Raw genomic sequence first — 16,763 nt, forward strand, 5'->3', positions numbered from 1 at the left:
GCTGATGTCCGAGATTACGGCGGTTCCGCTGCGCCCGGTCGGCAAGGCCGGCGTCACGACGCTCTGGGCGGGGATCGGCCTGCTGATCGTCGCCGGGATCGGCGGCGCTTATGCGATGACCCGCGCGCCGGTCATGCTGGCGATGCCGCCCGCCGAGTTCCTGGTGGCGAACGCCCGGCATTCGGGCGTGAAGACCACCGCCTCCGGTCTCGAATATGAAGTCTTGAAGAAGGGCGAGGGCGCGACCCCGACGATGGCCGATGCCGCGCTCGTCGAATATAAGGGCAGCCTCACCAGCGGCCAGGTGTTCGATGCGTCGAAGCCCGGTCAGCCCGTGCCGATGCAGATCGCGCAGGTCGTCCCCGGTTTCGCCGAGGCGCTGACCTTGATGCCCCGCGGCAGCACATATCGCGTCTGGATCCCGCCGCAGCTCGGCTATGGCGCGCGCGAGGCCGGCCCGATCCCCGCCAATTCGGTGCTCGTGTTCGATATCACGATGCACGAATTCGCCGCCGTGCCGCAGCAGAATGCGGAAATGATGAGCGCCCCGCATGCCGACGGCACGCCGGGCACGCCGCCCCCGACGACGGTCCAGCCGGGGATGTGAGCAAGCGGGACTACGGTCCCGCTTGACGCAGTTCGACACGATAAACCGCTCATCCTGAGGAGCTGCTGAGCGTGTCGAAGCAGCGTCTCGAAGGACGGTCGCGACGCTGCGGCTCCTTCGAGACGGGCCCCTTCGACGCCGCCTGCGGCGTCGCTCAGGACATGCTTCGCCAAGCTCAGTCCCTCCTCAGGATGAGCGGTAATGCTTAGGCAGCCTCCGTCTCGCTCGCCGCATCCGCCTTCAGCGCCGAGCTCTTCTCGAGCAGCACCTTGATCATCGCCACGATCGGATCGGCGAGCGCGAGGCCCAATATCCCGAACAGAGCCCCGAACAGGAGCTGGCACCCTAGCACTAACGCCGGCGGCAGATCTACGGAGCGCCGCGCCACCATCGGCACAATCACATAGCCGTCGAACATCTGCACCGTCGCATAGACGATGATCGCCCAGATGCCGGTATCGGTCCCCGCCGAGAAGCCGACGAGCACGATCAGCAGGCCCGAGACGATCGCGCCGATATTGGGCAGGAAGGCGAGCAGTCCGGTCAGGATGCCGAGCAGGGTCGCCATCGGCACGCCGACGATCTCCAGCGCGATCGCGACGAACACGCCCTCCACCGTCATGCCGAGCAGCCTTCCCGCCATCAGCCGGCGCAGCGTGTGCCCCATCTCCTTGGTCGTCTCGTAGAAGCTCGCGCGCTTCTCGATCGGCAGCATCCAGGCGATGCCGCGTTCGTAGAGCCGCGGCTCCATCGCGATGAACAGGCCGAGCACGAGGATCATCGCCATGCTGGAGAGTGCGCCGAGCGCGGTGCCGAGCGCGGCGGTGACCTTGCCGAACGATCCCATCAACTGCTGGCCGATCTGGCCGACGCCCGATCCGGCGGGAATGAAGCCACGCTGGTGCGCCCAGCCCATCCAGCTCTGGATCTGGCCCAATATGGTGGCCTGCAGCGTCTGCGCCTGCGCGGTGATCTGCGCGCCGGCGAAGAACAGGAAGCCGATCAGCGCCGCGACGACGAGCGTGGCGACGATCGCGAGCCGCCAGCCACGTCCGATCGGCAGGACCCGCCCGAGCAGCCGCACGCCGCCGTCCAGCATCTGCGAGACGACGATCCCGCCGATGATCAGCAGCAGCGGCTCCGACAGGAACCACAGGAGCAGCACCGCGACGACGACGCTGACCCAGACGATCGCGCGCTTCAGCTCGCGCCCGGTCAGCGGATCGCTATTGTCGGCGGGGCCGGGGGCTTCCGTGCGCGCGGCGGCCGCGTCGCTCACTTGGCCGCGGCGGTTTTGGTGGGATGCAGGTTGATGCCTGCGCGGCCGCCGCGCAGCGCGCTGAACCAGGTCAGCGGATTCCAGATCTGCGTCGTGCCGTCATAGGAGAAGGTGATGAAATCGGCGCGCCCGCCCAGATTCTCCCACGCGATCGGCCCGCCCAGGCCCAGCTGCCACGTCTCGTAGCGGCTGTCCGCGCTCTCGTCGCGATTGTCGCCCATCACGAACACATGATCCTTGGGCACCGTGACCGGGCCGTAATCGTCGCCGGTGCCGGGCTGGTAGCCGAAATCGACCGTGTCGTAGGTCACGCCGTTGGGCAACGTCTCGCGGAAGATCGGCAGCTCGCAATAGTCCTTGCCGTCCGGCCCGGTCTTGCGCGCCTCGGATTCGAGCGGCGAGTTGCAGGGGACGTTCGCATCGATCGGCAGCATCTTCACGCCCATGTCGACGCGCTTCACCGGCGTGCCGTTGAGCGAGAGGATCCCGCGATTCACCTCGATCGTGTCGCCCGGCAGGCCGATCACGCGCTTGATATAATCGCTATTCTCGGTCGGCGGCTTCAGGATCACGACGTCGCCGCGCACCGGCATCCGCCCGAAGATCCGGCCCTTCATGAAGGGCAGGACGTGGAAGGAGGGCGAGACGTAGGACCAGCCATAGGGATATTTGGTCACGATCAGCCGATCGCCCTTGATGAGCGTCGGCATCATCGATTCGCTGGGGATGTAGAAGGGCTTGGCGATGAAGCTCCACACCGCGAGCACGCCCAGCACCAGCCAGACGATGCCCTTGAGCTCGGCCCACCAGTCGGTCTTCTTCGGCTCCGGCTTCGCCTTGATGACGGGGGCCGGGGCGGCGAGATCGGGGGTCGTGTCGCTCAAGTGGAGTCCTTAGCCTGGCCTCTTGCCGGCTCTTACAGAGGCCGCGCTTCGAGGATGACGAACGCCTGCGCCCATGGATGGTCGTCGGTGAGCGTCAAATGAATGTGGATCGCGTGGCCCGCAGGGGTCAACGCGTCAAGCCTCGCCTTCGCTCCGCCCGTGAGCGCGAGCGTAGGCGCGCCCGATGGCAGATTGACGACGCCGATGTCGGCCATGAACACGCCATCGCGAAATCCGGTGCCGACCGCCTTCGAGAAGGCCTCCTTGGCGGCGAAGCGTTTGGCATAGGTGCCGGCGCGAGTCAGCGTCCGCCGCTCGGCCTTCTGCCGCTCGATAGCGGTGAAGACGCGCTGCGTGAAACGCTGGCCGAAGCGATCGAGCGACTGCTGGATCCGCTCGATATTGCACAGGTCCGAGCCGAGCCCGACGATCATGTCTCAGTTCCTCCCCGGCACGGGGAGGGGGACCGGCCGCAGGCTGGTGGAGGGGGCGTGCGGCGAAGCGCAACGCTGGTGGAGAGCCCCCTCCACCACGCTGCGCGCGGTCCCCCTCCCCGTACCGGGGAGGAACTGGCGCATTCCTTCACCGCGCCGCGTCCATCAGTTCGCGCATCCGCCGCACGCTCGCGTCGAGGCCGACGAAGATCGCCTCGCCGATCAGGAAGTGCCCGATATTGAGCTCGGCCAGCTGCGGGATCGCCGCGACGGGGAGGACATTGTCGTAGGTCAGGCCATGCCCCGCATGCGGCTCGATCCCGTTCTTCGCCGCCAGCGCGGCCGCATCGGCCAAGCGGCGCAGCTCGCGCTCCTGCGCTTCGCCCTCGGCATGCGCATAAGCGCCGGTATGGAACTCGACGACGGGTGCGCCCAAATGGATCGCCGCCTCGATCTGGCGGGGATCGGGCTCGATGAACAGGCTCACGCGGATGCCCGCCTCGTTGAGCCGCGTGATCAGCGGCTGCAGGCGATTATGCTGGCCGGCTGCGTCGAGCCCGCCCTCGGTCGTCACCTCCTCGCGCCGCTCGGGGACGATGCAGGCAGCGTGGGGGCGATGACGCAGGGCGATCGCGACCATCTCTTCGGTCGCCGCCATCTCGAAATTGAGCGGCAGGGCGATCCCGCCGATCAGCCGGGCGATATCCTCGTCGATGATGTGGCGGCGATCCTCGCGCAGATGCGCGGTGATCCCGTCGGCGCCGGCCGCCTGCGCGATCTCGGCGGCGCGCAACGGATCGGGCGTCAGCCCGCCGCGCGCGTTCCGCACCGTCGCGACATGATCGATATTGACGCCGAGGCGGAGCTTGTTGGTCACGCCGCGGCCCTGCTGCCGGGCTTGATCGCCGGGATCGCGGCGAGCTCGGGCGGCAGCGCGTCGGCGGCGTAGCTCGGCACGTCGAGCCGGATCAGCGGGAAGAAGGGCACGCCGAGATCGACCTTGCCGTTCGATCGATCGACGAGGGACGCCGCCGCGATCACGACGCCGCCCGCCGCCTCGATCGCCCTGATCGCCTCGCGCGAGGAAAGCCCGGTGGTGACGACATCCTCCATCATCAGCACCTTCGCGCCCGGCGCCAGCGCGAAGCCGCGGCGCAGCTCGAACGTCCCCGTCGGCCGCTCGACGAACATTGCGTCCAGCCCCAGCGCGCGGCCCATCTCGTGCCCCGCGATCACCCCGCCCATCGCCGGCGAGACGACCGCGTCGAGCCGGTCGCGGATCTCGGCGGGGATGCGTGCAGCGAGCGCGTCGGCCAGGCGGGCGGCGCGCGCCGGGTTCATCAGCACGCGCGCGCATTGCAGGTAGCGTGGGCTGCGCAGGCCCGAGGACAGGATGAAATGCCCCTCCAGCAGCGCATCCGCCGCGCGGAACTCGGCGATCACCTCGTCTTCGGTCATGCATGGTCTCCTCAGGGCGCGCTGCGGCGGCCCGGCAGATAGACGCAGCCTAACCCCCCTTCAACAGCTTGCATTTCACCTCTAACACGTGTTGAGACGAGGCCGACCGGCCGGAGCCGCGTGGGCCGCATGGCCTGCACGAAACTTCGGTTTCGCCGCCTCGCCTTGGCGCCACGGGGGGAACGACCAGAGTGCTGAAGACCATCCGGGCCTTGATCCTGCCCTTGCTCGCCATGGTGGCCGGCCTCGATGCCGTCCCGTCGCTCGCCCAGGCGCCTGCCGCCGCCGTGCCCGCCGTCGCCGAGACGTCGACCGCGCCCGCGCCCGTTTCCACCCCCGCCGCGGCGGCCAAGGCGCCGGACATCGTCCATGTCGCGCCGACGCCCGGCATCGGCCAGCCCACCGAATCGATCAACCTCCAGCCGCAGATGACGCCGATCGGCGAGGAAGCAGTGCGCTTCCATGATTACATCCTCGTCCCGATGATGTTCATCATGTCGATCTTCGTGCTGATCCTGCTTCTTTGGGTCGTCGTGCGCTATCGTTCGGCTGCGAACCCCACGCCGTCGCGCACCTCGCACAACACGATCATCGAGATCATCTGGACGCTGTTCCCGGTGCTCGTGCTGGTCGCGATCGCGGTGCCCTCGATCCGGCTGCTCGCGCATCAATATAATCCGCCCAAGGCGGATCTCACGATCAAGGCGATCGGCAACCAGTGGTATTGGACCTATCAATATCCGGACAATGGCGATTTCGAAGTCGTCTCGAACATGCTGAAGGAAAAGGACCAGGTTAAGCCGGGCGAGCGCTTCCGCACCGATGCCGATGGTCCCCGTCTGCTTGCCGTCGACGAGCGCATGGTCGTTCCCGCCGGCGCGGTCGTGAAGATCATCACCACCGGCGCCGACGTCATCCATAGCTTCGCGATGCCGGCTTTCTGGGTGAAGATGGACGCGATCCCGGGCCGCCTCAACGAGACCTGGTTCAAGGTCGATCGCCCCGGCGTCTATTTCGGCCAATGCTCCGAGCTGTGCGGCGCGCGCCACGCTTACATGCCGATCGCGATCGAGGTCGTCAGCAAGGCGCAATATGCGCAGTGGGTCGCCTCCAAGGGCGGCACGATGCCGGGCGCCAAGCCCGCGGCCAATCCGGACGCGACGAGCCCGGCCTCGCCGGCGACCGCCGCTGCGGCCGAGCCGGTCCCCACGGCTGCCACCGGCCCGACCGAAAATGTGACGACCGCCGCGCCCGCCCCGACTTCACAGCCTGCCACCGCGCAGAACTGAGGCTCCACGCATGACCGACATCGCCGCCCATCCGAGCCACTTTCACGCTGAAGACGGCCACGAGCATCATCACGATGCCGATCACAAGCCGCCTTTCTTCGCGCGCTGGTTCATGTCGACGAACCACAAGGACATCGGCACGCTGTATCTGATCTTCGCGATCATCGCGGGGATCATCGGCGGCGGCATTTCGGGCATCATGCGCGCCGAGCTCGCCAAGCCCGGCATCCAGATCCTGACGATGGCCTGGCCCCTGGGCGTGGGCAGCGTCGCGACGATGGACGAGGCGCTCCACCACTGGAACGTGCTCATCACCGCGCACGGCCTGATCATGGTCTTCTTCATGGTCATGCCGGCAATGATCGGCGGCTTCGGCAACTGGTTCGTGCCGATCATGATCGGCGCGCCGGACATGGCCTTCCCGCGCATGAACAACATCTCGTTCTGGCTGCTGATCCCGTCCTTCATCCTGCTGCTGGGCTCGAGCTTCGTCTCGGGCGGCACGGGGCCGGGCGCGGGCACGGGCTGGACGGTCTATGCGCCGCTCTCGACGAGCGGGTCCGCGGGGCCCGCGGTCGACATGGCGATCCTGTCGCTCCACCTGGCCGGCGCCTCGTCGATCCTCGGCGCGATCAATTTCATCACGACGATCCTCAACATGCGCGCGCCGGGCATGACGCTGCACAAGATGCCGCTCTTCGCCTGGTCGGTGCTGGTCACCGCCTTCCTGCTGCTGCTGTCGCTGCCCGTCCTCGCCGCGGCGATCACGATGCTGCTGACCGATCGCAATTTCGGCACGACCTTCTTCGATGCGTCGGGCGGCGGCGATCCGGTGCTCTATCAGCATCTGTTCTGGTTCTTCGGTCACCCCGAAGTGTACATCATGATCCTGCCGGGCTTCGGCATCGTCAGCCACGTCATCTCGACGTTCAGCCGCAAGCCGATCTTCGGCTATCTCGGCATGGCCTATGCGATGGTCGCGATCGGCGTGGTCGGCTTCATCGTGTGGGCGCACCACATGTACACGACCGGCCTCAGCGTGAACACGAAGATGTATTTCACCGCGGCGACGATGGTGATCGCGGTGCCGACCGGCATCAAGATCTTCTCCTGGATCGCGACGATGTGGGAGGGCTCGCTCTCCTTCAAGACGCCGATGCTGTGGGCGATGGGCTTCATCTTCATGTTCACCGTCGGCGGCGTGACCGGCGTGCTGCTCGCCAATGGCGGCATCGATAATTATTTCCAGGACGGTTATTACGTCGTCGCGCACTTCCACTACGTGCTGTCGCTCGGTGCCGTCTTCTCGCTCTTCGCCGGTTTCTATTACTGGTTCCCGAAGATGAGCGGCAAGATGTATAACGAGCTGCTCGGCCAGCTGCACTTCTGGATCTTCTTCGTCGGCGTGAACGTCCTGTTCTTCCCGATGCATTTCCTCGGCATGCAGGGAATGCCGCGCCGTTACCCCGATTATCCGGATGCCTTTGCGAAGTGGAATGCGCTGGCGAGCCACGGCTACGAGATCATGGCCGGCAGCATGATCATCTTCTTCGTCAACGTGCTGTGGAGCCTCGCCGCCGGCAAGAAGGCCGGGGACAGCCCGTGGGGCGAGGGCGCGACGACGCTGGAATGGACGCTCTCCAGCCCGCCGCCTTACCACCAGTTCGAGCAGCTTCCCCGGATCGACTGATCGGCGATGCGATACCGATAAGGGCCTCCGGAGAAATTCGGGGGCCTTTTTCATGCGCCCGGGCGACCGTGGATTCGACCAATGGATGAGGGTCGCAGGCTCTCGGTTTACGCCTGGGTAACCACTCGCGCCGTATATCGCCCGGCATGGCCGATCGACTTTCCCGTCCGCGTGCGTCCGCTTTGCTGATCCAGCTGCTGGCGATCGTCAGCATCGTCGGCGTCACCGCCGCCGCACCTCCGGCAAGCGGGCGGATGATGCTCGTGCCGCTTTCGGCGGAGGCGGCGCACGGCATGGTCGCGATGGCGATCGATCGCGGTGCCTCGCTCGTCGGCTCCGGGCCCTTGCCCGGCTCGCTCGTCGTCGACGGCGATCGCGCGGCTCTGCTCGGCGCGCTGGTCCGCCACGGCGTCGCCCTGCTTGCCGCGCCCGCCGCGGGCTGCGGCCAGTGAGACCTTTGATTCCGGTGCTCGACGTTCCGCTGGAAGTGGCGACTCTGCAGCGCGCCGGCGTGCGCGCGATCGTCGCGGCCGCCTGGGTGCTCGTCCTCCTGTTCGCGATCGGCGGCTGGATGGCCGGCACGCATGACATGGGCATCGTCCTGGTCTGCGGCGTGGTGGCCAATCTGCTGCCGACCCGCGCCGCGCTGCGCGGCGATCATGATGGCGTGACGCGCCTGATGGCCGGCACGCTCGCCTTCATCTATCCGGCGCTCGGCGTCTTCCTGATGCGCGGCTTCGCGTGGCAGGTCGACGCGCACATGTATTTTTTCGCCGCGCTCGCCGCCTTGACCGTGCTGTGCGACTGGCGGCCGATCGTGCTCGTCGCGATCCTCATCGCGCTCCATCATCTTCTGCTCGACGCCTTCGCGCCGAGCTGGGTCTTCATCGGCAGCGGCAATATCGGCCGCGTCGCCTTCCACGCCGGCGCCGTGGTCTTCGAGTCCGGCTTCCTCGTCTATGTCGTCCAGCAGCTCCGCCTGCGGATGACGCGCCAGATCGCCCAGCGCGACGAAAGCGAGCGGCTCGCCGCCGAGGCGATCAGCGCGCGCGACCAGCTGCACGCCGCGATGCTGAAGGCGCAGGCCGCCGAGCAGGCGGCCTCCGACGAGCGCCACCGCCGCCACGCCGCCGAGGCGGCCGCAGGCGAACGCCGCCGTCACGACATGCTCGCGCTCGCCGAAGCCTTCCAGGCCTCGGTGCTCGATGCGGTCCGCTCGGTCGGCGTCGCCTCCTCGGATCTGGATTCGTCGGCGCGGTCGCTCGACGGCATCGCCCAATCGGCGACGCGCGACAGCGAGGCGATGGCGCGCACCGCGCGCCGCTCGCTGGACGATGCGCGCCAGCTCGCCACCCGGGTCCGCGATCTCGCCGGATCGGTTTCCGCGATCTCCGGCCGCGTGAGCGAGCAGGCGCGGCTCGGCGGCGAGGCGCGCGCCGCTTCCGCCTCGAGCCACCACACGGTCGCGGGTCTCGCCGATCACAGCGCCACGATCGGCGGCTTCGTCCAATCCATCCAGCAGATCGCGCGCCGCACCAATCTGCTCGCGCTCAACGCCACGATCGAGGCCGCGCATGCCGGAGACGCCGGGCGCGGCTTCGCGGTCGTCGCGCAGGAAGTGAAGGCGCTCGCCCGCCAGGCCGGTGGCGCGTCGTCCGAGATCCAGGCGCTGGCGTCGGCGATCGACAGCGGCGCCGAGGAGGTCAACGAGGCGCTCGGCGCGATCGAGGGCATGATCGCGCAGCTCTCGCGCACCGCCGAGGCGATCAGCGAGGATGTGGAGCGTCACGGTCTGACCGCGCTCGCCGCCGAATCGATCGCCGACCAGACCGCGTCGAGCGCGGCCGACATCGCCGCCGAGGCGATCGGCGCCGCGCGCGCCGCCGAAACCACCGCCGCGCTCTCCGCCAAGGTCACCGGCGCCGCCTCCGGCCTCTCCGGCACCGCCCGCGCGCTGCAGGAAGCGACCGAACGCTTCGTCGACCAGATCAAGGCCGCCTGATCTTCTCCTTTCCCCGCACGCGGGATCCTTGCAAAATTCGGGCTAACTCCAAAACCGTTTGTGCTGAGCCTGTCGAAGCACCGTCCTTCTCGAAAGCTTCAAGAAAAGTACGGCCCTTCGACAAGCTCAGGGCAAACGGGGCAGGGGATTCCAATGAGCCTGCGAGCGGGTGAGAAACTGCGCCGCCCTTCCCCGAATCTCCGCGCGTCTATATAGGCGCGGGCGATGTCCGCTCCCGCTTTCGCCGCAACCCATCCGCTGCCCGCCGACTGGCGCGATTTCCTCGCGCTGACCAAGCCGCGCGTGATGTCGCTGGTGGTGTTCACAGGCCTGTGCGCGATGCTGGCGGCGCCCGTCCACGTCCATCCCGTGATCGGCTTCACCGCGATCCTGTGCATCGCGCTCGGTGCGGGCGCCTCGGGCGCGCTCAACCAATGGTATGAGGCGGATCTGGATGCGGTGATGAAGCGTACCGCCGGCCGGCCCTTGCCCGCCGGGCGCATGGATCGCCAGGCCGCGCTGCACTTCGGGGTCGGTCTCGGCACCTTCTCGGTGCTGCTGATGGGGCTTGCGGTCAATCTGCTCTCGGCGTTGATCCTCGCCGGCTCGATCCTGTTCTACGTGCTCGTCTATACGGTCTGGCTCAAGCGCCGGACGCCGCAGAATATCGTCATCGGCGGTGCGGCCGGCGCCTTCCCGCCGCTGATCGGCTGGGCGGCGGCGACGGGGCAGGTCGATCTGCTGCCGGTCCTGCTGTTCGCGCTCGTCTTCCTGTGGACGCCGCCGCATTTCTGGGCGCTCGGCCTGTTCGTGCGCACCGATTACGCTGCCGCCGGCGTGCCGATGATGCCCGTCGTCGCCGGCAATCGTGCGACGCGGATGCAGGTGTTCCTGTACAGTGTGCCGATGGCGGTGTGCGCGGTCGCGCCCTGGCCGCTGGGGCTGACCGGAGCGATCTACGGCCTTTCCGCCGCCGCCCTGTCGCTCGTCTTCGTCGGCCTCGCTGCCAGGGTCGGGATCAGCCGCGTCGAGGATCAGGCGCTGATGCGCGACGAGCGGCGCATGTTCGCTTATTCGATCCTCTATCTCTTCGCCATTTTCGGCGCGCTCGTCGCGGATCGGATCCTGCTCGCATGACGCCCGAACATCAAAAGCAGTATCAGGCGCGCCAGCGTGCGCGCGCGAAGGTCATGGCGCTCGTGCTCGGCGCGCTCGTCATCCTGTTCTTCGCCATTTCCATCGCCAAGATGTCCTGATGGCGGCGACGGCCCATCCGGTGCCGCGCGGCAAGCGCCGCACGGTGATCGGCGTCGTCCTGCTCGCGGCGGCGATGCTCGCGCTCGGTTTCGCGAGCGTGCCGCTCTACCGGATCTTCTGCCAGGCGACGGGCTATAACGGCACCGCGCGCAAGGATCTGAACGCGGTCGCGCCGGGCGAGGTGATCGGCAAGATCGTCAACGTCCGCTTCGACGCGAACGTGAAGCCGGGCATGGACTGGAGCTTCGAGCCCGATGATCGCGTCAAGCGCGTCGCGGTCGGCGCGCGGCAGATGGCCTTCTTCACCGCGATCAACAACACCGATCATACGATCACGGGCACCGCCGCGTTCAACGTCAGCCCCGATCAGACCGGCCAGTATTTCACCAAGATCCAGTGCTTCTGCTTCACCGAACAGACGCTGAAGGCGCATGAGCGCGTGCGGATGCCGGTGATCTTCTTCGTCGATCCGGCGTTCGCGACCGATCCGGGCACGCGCGACATCAGCGAAATCACGCTCAGCTATACATTCTTCCCCGTAGCCTCGCCGAAAGCGGCAAGCTAAGGGGGAGGATAGAGACGCAAGAACGGGGATCCGCACATGGCCGGCGCGAAGAGCCACGATTACCATATCCTGCCACCGGATCCCTATCCGATCCTGAGCGCCTTCTCCGCGCTGATCATGGCGGCGGGCGCGCTCATGTACATGCATGCCGCGGCATTCGGCGGCTGGGTGTTCTTCGCCGGGCTCGGCTGCGTGCTCGCCTGCATGGCGGGCTGGTGGGGCAAGGTGATCCGCGAGGCCAAGGCCGGCGATCATACGCCCGTCGTCGGGCTGCACCTGCGCTACGGCATGATCCTGTTCATCGCCTCCGAGGTGATGTTCTTCGTCGGCTGGTTCTGGGCGTGGTTCGATTTCTCGCTCTTCCCCTCGACGATCGATGCGGTCGGCGGAGTCTGGCCGCCCAAGGGCATCGAGGTCGTCGATCCCTTCGCCTTCCCGCTGCTCAACACGTTGATCCTGCTCTGCTCGGGCACGACCGTCACCTGGGCGCATCACGCGCTGCTGCATGGCGATCGCAAGGGGCTGATCCAGGGCCTGTGGTGCACGATCCTGCTCGGCCTGCTCTTCTCGAGCATCCAGGCCTATGAATATGCGCATGCTCCGTTCGCCTTCAAAGGGCTGAACTATGGCGCGGCCTTCTTCATGGCGACCGGCTTCCATGGTTTCCACGTGCTGGTCGGCACGATCTTCCTGATCGTGAACCTCGTGCGCGCCTACAAGGGCGATTTCACCCCGAAGCAGCATTTCGGCTTCGAGGCGGCCGCCTGGTACTGGCATTTCGTCGATATCGTCTGGCTGTTCCTGTTCGTGACGATCTACGTCTGGGGCGGCTGGGGCGCGACGATCCACGCCGGCTGATCGGATGAGCGCGACGTTCGAACGCGCGCAGATCCCACGAGCTTTCCAGCTCGCGCAGATCAATGTCGGTCGGCTCGTCGCGCCGGCCGATGATCCCCGAGTGGCGGAGTTCATCGCCGCGCTCGGCGCGGTCAACGCCATGGCCGAAGCCTCGCCTGGCTTCGTCTGGCGTCTCCAGGACGATGAAGGCGAAGGCGCCACGGGGATCCAGCCCGCGCCCGATCCGCAATTCGCGGTCAACATGTCGGTCTGGACGGACGCGGACAGCCTGTTCGACTTCGTCTATCGCAGCGCGCACACGCCCTTCATGGGCCGCCGGCGCGAATGGTTCGATCGCTTCGAAGGCGCCTACCAGGCCTTGTGGTGGATCCCCGCCGGCCACCGGCCGACGGTGGAGGAGGGGCTCAGCCGCCTGTGGATGCTCGATCGCTACGGCCCGAGCGCGAAGGCCTTCACCTTCAAGGCGCGCTTCCCCGCGCCCGGCGAATCGGGCCTGCCCCTGGATATGAAGCCCGATCCCTGGTGCATCGGCCGCGCCTGACGTCCCTGTCTTGACCGCACCCACTCCCCTCGACGCGGGCCTGCGCGGCCTGTGTCCGCGCTGCGGCGCCAAGACGCTCTTCACCGGCTGGATCAAGTTCGTCGATCGCTGCTCTGCCTGCGGGCTCGATATCGCCGCCTTCAATGTCGGCGACGGGCCGGCTGCGTTCCTGACACTCGTCATCGGCGCGATCGTCGCCGCCGCGGCGATCGCGCTCGAACTGTCCGTCTCGCCGTCCTGGTGGGTCCATGTCCTGATCTGGCCGCCGGTGACGCTGGCGCTGATCATCGGATCGCTGCGCACCGCCAAGGGCGCTTTGATCGCGCTCGAATATCGCAACGCCGCGCGCGAAGGCCGGATCTCCGAGAAATGACGCGCCGCATCCCCATCGTCGCGACGATCCTCGTCGGCCTCGCCGTCGCCACGATGATCGCGCTCGGCGTCTGGCAGCTCCAGCGCCGCCACGAGAAGGAGGCTTCGCTCGCGCTCTACGCGACGAACATCGCGCAGCCGCCCGCCGCCTTCGCCGCGCTCCAGCCGCTCGACGACAAGGGCCTGTTTCGCGAGGTGAGCGCGTCCTGCCTGCGCGTGATCGGCTGGACGGTGCAGGCCGGCCATGGCGCGAAGGGCGAGACCGGCTGGAGCCATATCGCGGCGTGCAGCACCGGCGCCGAGGGGCCGGGGTTCAACGTCGACATGGGCGTGTCCACCTCGACCGCCGCACCGCAATGGAGCGGCGGCCCGGTGCGCGGTCGCGTCGTCTGGACCCCCGACGGCGAGCCCCTGATCGCGCGCCTCTTCGCCACGCTTCCGCCGCGCACGCCCCTGATCGTCGCCGAGACCGCCGCGCCGGGCCTCGCCCCCACCGCGCCGCCCGATCCCGCAAGCGTGCCCAACAATCACCTCGCTTATGCGGTCCAGTGGTTCCTGTTCGCGGGCGTCGCGCTCGTAATCTATGGGGTCGCGCTGTGGAGACGGAGAGCCTGATCGTCCCCCTCCCTGGAAGGGACGAGATCGAGGAGTGGGTCGCTCGCCGCGCGCGATCGCGCATCTGGCCCACCCCCAGCCCCTCCCTTTCAGGGAGGGGAGTATGTCCACGCCCTTCCCCTCCGGCCCCGCACGCACTAAGCACCCCGCCCCATGCGATATGTGAGCACCAGGGGGAGCGCGCCCGCGCTCGATTTCGAGGGCGCGACGCTTGCCGGCCTCGCCAGCGACGGCGGCCTGTACGTGCCGGCGGCGTGGCCGAGCTTTTCCACCGACGAGATCGCCGCGATGGCCGGCCTGTCTTATGCCGACACCGCGGTCGCGGTGATGGCGCCGTTCGTCGGCGATGCGCTGACCCGCGAGGAGCTGCGCGCGCTCTGCGTCGAGGCCTATGGCCGCTTCGATCATGCCGCGGTCACGCCGCTCGTCCAGCTCGACGAGCGCAACTGGCTGCTCGAGCTGTTCCACGGGCCGACGCTCGCGTTCAAGGACGTCGCGCTCCAGCTGCTCGGCCTGCTGTTCGAGCGCTTCCTGTCGACGCGCGATACGCATCTGACCGTGATCGGCGCGACGAGCGGCGATACGGGCTCGGCCGCGATCGACGCGCTCGCCGGCCGCGCCAAGGTCGATATCTTCATGCTCCACCCGGCGGGCCGCGTCTCGGACGTCCAGCGCCGGCAGATGACGACGGTGCTTTCGCCCAACGTCCACAATATCGCGATCGACGGCAGCTTCGACGATGCGCAGGCGATGGTGAAGGCGATGTTCGCGCATCAGAGCTTCGCGGGCCGCTTCCAGCTCTCGGCGGTCAATTCGATCAACTGGGCGCGGCTGATGGCGCAGATCGTCTATTATTTCTACGCTGCCGTCCGTCTCGGCGCGCCGGGTCGACCGGTCGCCTTCTCGGTGCCGACCGGCAATTTCGGCGACGTCTTCGCGGGCTATGTCGCCTCGCGGATGGGGCTGCCGATCGCGAAGCTGCTAGTGGCGACCAACGTCAACGACATCCTCCACCGCGCGCTTTCGAGCGGCGATTATTCGGTCGGCACGGTCACGCCCACCGCCGCGCCGTCGATGGACATCCAGGTCAGCTCGAATTTCGAGCGGCTGCTGTTCGATCTCCACGGCCGCGACGGCATCGCGCTCGCCGGGACGATGCACGGCTTCGAGCAGAGCAAGCGGCTCGCCATTCCGCAGGCTATGGTCGGGGAGGCGGCCGGCCTGTTCGCGAGCGCGCGGATCGATCCGGACGGCATGGCGCTGGCGATGCGCAAGGCGTGGCAGACGTCGGGCCAGTTGCTCGATCCGCACACCGCGATCGGCCTTGCCGCCGCGCATGCGGCCGATCTCCCCGCCGACGTCCCGGTCGTGACGCTCGCCACCGCGCATCCGGCCAAGTTCCGCGACGCGGTCGAGCGCGGCACCGGCCAGCGCCCGATCCTGCCGCTGCGCATCGGCGACCTGTTCGATCGCGAGGAGCGGTTCGATACGGTCCCCGCCACGCTCGATTCGGTGGAAACCTATATCGCCGAGCGCGCGGTGCCCATCGCCGTGGGCGCATGAGCGCGCGTCTCCACCGCCTGGCCAACGGCCTGACGCTCGCGGTCGAGCCGATGGCCGGCGTCGAGACGGTCGCGGTCGGTCTCTATGCCGATGCCGGCTCGCGCGCCGAGCCCGCGGGTCTCGCCGGGCTCGCGCACATGGTCGAGCATATGGTGTTCAAGGGCGCGGGCAGCCGCAACGCGCGCGGCATCGCCGAGGTGATCGAGGATCGCGGCGGCGCGCTCAACGCCTGGACGACGCGCGACCATACCGCCTTCCAGGCGCGGATGCTCGCCGAGGATATGGCGCTCGGGCTGGAGGTCATCGCCGATCTGATCCGCGCGCCCCATTTCGACGCCGCCGAGCTGGAGCGCGAGAAGGGCGTCGTTCTCGCCGAACTGGGCGAGGCGCGCGATACGCCCGACGACATCATCTTCGATCATCTCCAGGCGACCGCCTTCGCCGGCCAGACGCTGGGCGAGCCCGTGCTGGGCCATGAGGCGACGATCGCCGCGATCGATGCGCCCGCGCTGCGCGGCTGGCTCGATGGGCAGTACCGCCCGGAAGGCCTCGTCCTCGCCGCCGCGGGCAAGGTCGATGAGCAGGCATTGCTCAAGCTGGCCGAGGCGCGCTTCGGCGATCTCGCGCCCGGCGCGGCGCCCGTGCCTGCCTCCGCGACCTTCGCCACCGGCACGCATCACGATGTCCGCCGCTTCGATCAGCTCCATGTCGCGATCGGCTATCGCGGCGTCGGCCTCCATGACGATGCGCTCCACGCGCTCTCGCTCTTCGCGAGCGCGGCGGGCGGGGGCATGTCGTCGCGCCTGTTCCAGGAGGTGCGCGAGGAGCGCGGCCTCGCTTATTCGATCTACGCCTGGGCGCATGCTTATGCCGAGACCGGCCTGTTCGGCGTCTATTGCGCCGCCGGCCGCCGCGATGCCGCGCGCGCTCTCGCGCTGACGCGCGAGGTGCTCGCCCGCACCGCCGAGACGCTCGATCAGGCCGAGCTCGATCGCGCGCGCGCGCAGGCGAAGGCCGGGCTGCTGATGGGCCTCGAATCGGTCGCCACCCGCGCCGACCATCTCGCCCGCCAGATCCAGATCCACGGCCGGATCGTGCCGCCGGCCGAGAGCGTCGCGCAGCTGGAGGCGGTCACCGTCGCCCAAGCGCGCGCGGCGGGGCAGGCGGCGTTGGCGGGCGGCGAGGCGCTGGCCACGGTCGGCGGCAAGCTGGCGAAGGCGGCGTGAGCACTTTGGGATCCTCCCCGGTACGGGGAGGGGGACCATGCGCAGCATGGGGGAGGGGGCTCTCCATCCTCGTTGCGCTTCGCCGAAATCCCCCTCCACCCCCTGCGGCGGTCCCCCTCCCCG

Annotated in this window: 19 protein-coding genes; 14 read left to right on the forward strand and 5 right to left on the reverse strand. The window is 68.1% G+C overall.

The features are described from left to right. Positions 1 to 4 precede the first annotated feature (4 nt). Positions 5 to 607, forward strand: coding sequence for an FKBP-type peptidyl-prolyl cis-trans isomerase (locus Q4F19_RS14780; RefSeq protein ID WP_303543889.1), 603 nt, complete (start codon positions 5 to 7; stop codon positions 605 to 607). Between the two features lie 205 nt (positions 608 to 812). Here the strand turns inward: Q4F19_RS14780 and Q4F19_RS14785 are convergent, their stop codons facing one another. The 5 genes from Q4F19_RS14785 to pyrE form a co-directional block, all read right to left on the reverse strand. Beyond that, complete coding sequence (locus Q4F19_RS14785; RefSeq protein ID WP_303543892.1) at positions 813 to 1,886, reverse strand: AI-2E family transporter; 1,074 nt, start codon at positions 1,884 to 1,886, stop codon at positions 813 to 815. Beyond that, a complete protein-coding gene (lepB, locus tag Q4F19_RS14790) occupies positions 1,883 to 2,770 on the reverse strand; it encodes a signal peptidase I (RefSeq protein ID WP_431312408.1) in 888 nt (295 codons plus the stop codon). Before lepB ends, Q4F19_RS14785 begins: the two co-directional genes overlap by 4 nt. A 32-nt stretch (positions 2,771 to 2,802) precedes the next feature. Then, positions 2,803 to 3,204 carry a holo-ACP synthase gene (acpS, locus tag Q4F19_RS14795; protein ID WP_303543894.1) on the reverse strand — a complete coding sequence of 134 codons (402 nt, stop codon included), beginning with the start codon at positions 3,202 to 3,204 and terminating at the stop codon, positions 2,803 to 2,805. A 148-nt stretch (positions 3,205 to 3,352) separates the two neighbouring features. Next, positions 3,353 to 4,081: a pyridoxine 5'-phosphate synthase gene (locus tag Q4F19_RS14800; protein WP_303543896.1), complete on the reverse strand. Its 729-nt coding sequence runs from the start codon at positions 4,079 to 4,081 to the stop codon at positions 3,353 to 3,355. Continuing rightward, positions 4,078 to 4,662: an orotate phosphoribosyltransferase gene (gene pyrE, locus Q4F19_RS14805; protein ID WP_303543899.1), complete on the reverse strand. Its 585-nt coding sequence runs from the start codon at positions 4,660 to 4,662 to the stop codon at positions 4,078 to 4,080. The genes Q4F19_RS14800 and pyrE overlap by 4 nt, the downstream gene beginning before the upstream one ends. Positions 4,663 to 4,856: 194 nt before the next feature. On the opposite strand from pyrE, the gene coxB reads away from it, so the two are divergent. The 13 genes from coxB (at position 4,857) to Q4F19_RS14870 (ending at position 16,640) form a co-directional block, all read left to right on the forward strand. Further along, positions 4,857 to 5,951, forward strand: coding sequence for a cytochrome c oxidase subunit II (gene coxB, locus Q4F19_RS14810; RefSeq protein ID WP_303544397.1), 1,095 nt, complete (start codon positions 4,857 to 4,859; stop codon positions 5,949 to 5,951). A 10-nt stretch (positions 5,952 to 5,961) separates the two neighbouring features. Then, a complete protein-coding gene (gene ctaD, locus Q4F19_RS14815) occupies positions 5,962 to 7,641 on the forward strand; it encodes a cytochrome c oxidase subunit I (protein ID WP_303543902.1) in 1,680 nt (559 codons plus the stop codon). Positions 7,642 to 7,787: 146 nt separating this feature from the next. Further along, on the forward strand, positions 7,788 to 8,093 hold the full coding sequence (locus Q4F19_RS14820; RefSeq protein WP_303543905.1) for a hypothetical protein: 306 nt from the start codon (positions 7,788 to 7,790) through the stop codon (positions 8,091 to 8,093). Between the two features lie 14 nt (positions 8,094 to 8,107). Beyond that, positions 8,108 to 9,643, forward strand: a complete 1,536-nt coding sequence (locus Q4F19_RS14825) for a methyl-accepting chemotaxis protein (RefSeq protein WP_303543908.1) — start codon at positions 8,108 to 8,110, stop codon at positions 9,641 to 9,643. Between the two features lie 225 nt (positions 9,644 to 9,868). After that, positions 9,869 to 10,780, forward strand: coding sequence for a heme o synthase (locus Q4F19_RS14830; RefSeq protein ID WP_303543911.1), 912 nt, complete (start codon positions 9,869 to 9,871; stop codon positions 10,778 to 10,780). Continuing rightward, on the forward strand, positions 10,777 to 10,899 hold the full coding sequence (locus Q4F19_RS14835) for a hypothetical protein (protein ID WP_303543915.1): 123 nt from the start codon (positions 10,777 to 10,779) through the stop codon (positions 10,897 to 10,899). Before Q4F19_RS14830 ends, Q4F19_RS14835 begins: the two co-directional genes overlap by 4 nt. After that, entirely contained in the window at positions 10,899 to 11,465 is a 567-nt protein-coding gene (locus Q4F19_RS14840) for a cytochrome c oxidase assembly protein (RefSeq protein WP_303543918.1), read from the forward strand. Before Q4F19_RS14835 ends, Q4F19_RS14840 begins: the two co-directional genes overlap by 1 nt. Before the next feature lie 36 nt (positions 11,466 to 11,501). Beyond that, positions 11,502 to 12,323, forward strand: coding sequence for a cytochrome c oxidase subunit 3 (locus Q4F19_RS14845; protein ID WP_303543922.1), 822 nt, complete (start codon positions 11,502 to 11,504; stop codon positions 12,321 to 12,323). A 4-nt stretch (positions 12,324 to 12,327) separates the two neighbouring features. Further along, positions 12,328 to 12,864, forward strand: coding sequence for a DUF3291 domain-containing protein (locus tag Q4F19_RS14850; RefSeq protein WP_303543924.1), 537 nt, complete (start codon positions 12,328 to 12,330; stop codon positions 12,862 to 12,864). A gap of 10 nt (positions 12,865 to 12,874) precedes the next feature. Next, positions 12,875 to 13,237 (forward strand): DUF983 domain-containing protein, encoded by a 363-nt coding sequence (locus tag Q4F19_RS14855; protein WP_303543925.1) that lies wholly within the window; start codon positions 12,875 to 12,877, stop codon positions 13,235 to 13,237. Continuing rightward, entirely contained in the window at positions 13,234 to 13,851 is a 618-nt protein-coding gene (locus Q4F19_RS14860) for an SURF1 family protein (RefSeq protein WP_303543928.1), read from the forward strand. The genes Q4F19_RS14855 and Q4F19_RS14860 overlap by 4 nt, the downstream gene beginning before the upstream one ends. Before the next feature lie 153 nt (positions 13,852 to 14,004). Continuing rightward, positions 14,005 to 15,414, forward strand: a complete 1,410-nt coding sequence (gene thrC, locus Q4F19_RS14865) for a threonine synthase (RefSeq protein WP_303543930.1) — start codon at positions 14,005 to 14,007, stop codon at positions 15,412 to 15,414. After that, positions 15,411 to 16,640, forward strand: a complete 1,230-nt coding sequence (locus Q4F19_RS14870; protein WP_303543933.1) for a M16 family metallopeptidase — start codon at positions 15,411 to 15,413, stop codon at positions 16,638 to 16,640. Before thrC ends, Q4F19_RS14870 begins: the two co-directional genes overlap by 4 nt. Positions 16,641 to 16,763 lie beyond the last annotated feature (123 nt).

This window comes from Sphingomonas natans, assembly GCF_030546695.1.
GTDB lineage: Bacteria > Pseudomonadota > Alphaproteobacteria > Sphingomonadales > Sphingomonadaceae > Sphingomonas_I > Sphingomonas_I natans.

Bases quoted from the DNA above. Each gene is read 5' to 3' on its own strand.
- Q4F19_RS14860 (WP_303543928.1), top strand. From the start codon at position 13,234: ATGACGCGCCGCATCCCCATCGTCGCGACGATCCTCGTCGGCCTCGCC.
- ctaD (WP_303543902.1), top strand. From the start codon at position 5,962: ATGACCGACATCGCCGCCCATCCGAGCCACTTTCACGCTGAAGACGGC.
- Q4F19_RS14845 (WP_303543922.1), top strand. From the start codon at position 11,502: ATGGCCGGCGCGAAGAGCCACGATTACCATATCCTGCCACCGGATCCC.
- Q4F19_RS14840 (WP_303543918.1), top strand. From the start codon at position 10,899: ATGGCGGCGACGGCCCATCCGGTGCCGCGCGGCAAGCGCCGCACGGTG.
- Q4F19_RS14835 (WP_303543915.1), top strand. From the start codon at position 10,777: ATGACGCCCGAACATCAAAAGCAGTATCAGGCGCGCCAGCGTGCGCGC.
- Q4F19_RS14850 (WP_303543924.1), top strand. From the start codon at position 12,328: ATGAGCGCGACGTTCGAACGCGCGCAGATCCCACGAGCTTTCCAGCTC.
- Q4F19_RS14820 (WP_303543905.1), top strand. From the start codon at position 7,788: ATGGCCGATCGACTTTCCCGTCCGCGTGCGTCCGCTTTGCTGATCCAG.
- thrC (WP_303543930.1), top strand. From the start codon at position 14,005: ATGCGATATGTGAGCACCAGGGGGAGCGCGCCCGCGCTCGATTTCGAG.
- pyrE (WP_303543899.1), bottom strand. From the start codon at position 4,662: ATGACCGAAGACGAGGTGATCGCCGAGTTCCGCGCGGCGGATGCGCTG.
- Q4F19_RS14870 (WP_303543933.1), top strand. From the start codon at position 15,411: ATGAGCGCGCGTCTCCACCGCCTGGCCAACGGCCTGACGCTCGCGGTC.
- Q4F19_RS14830 (WP_303543911.1), top strand. From the start codon at position 9,869: ATGTCCGCTCCCGCTTTCGCCGCAACCCATCCGCTGCCCGCCGACTGG.
- acpS (WP_303543894.1), bottom strand. From the start codon at position 3,204: ATGATCGTCGGGCTCGGCTCGGACCTGTGCAATATCGAGCGGATCCAG.
- Q4F19_RS14780 (WP_303543889.1), top strand. From the start codon at position 5: ATGTCCGAGATTACGGCGGTTCCGCTGCGCCCGGTCGGCAAGGCCGGC.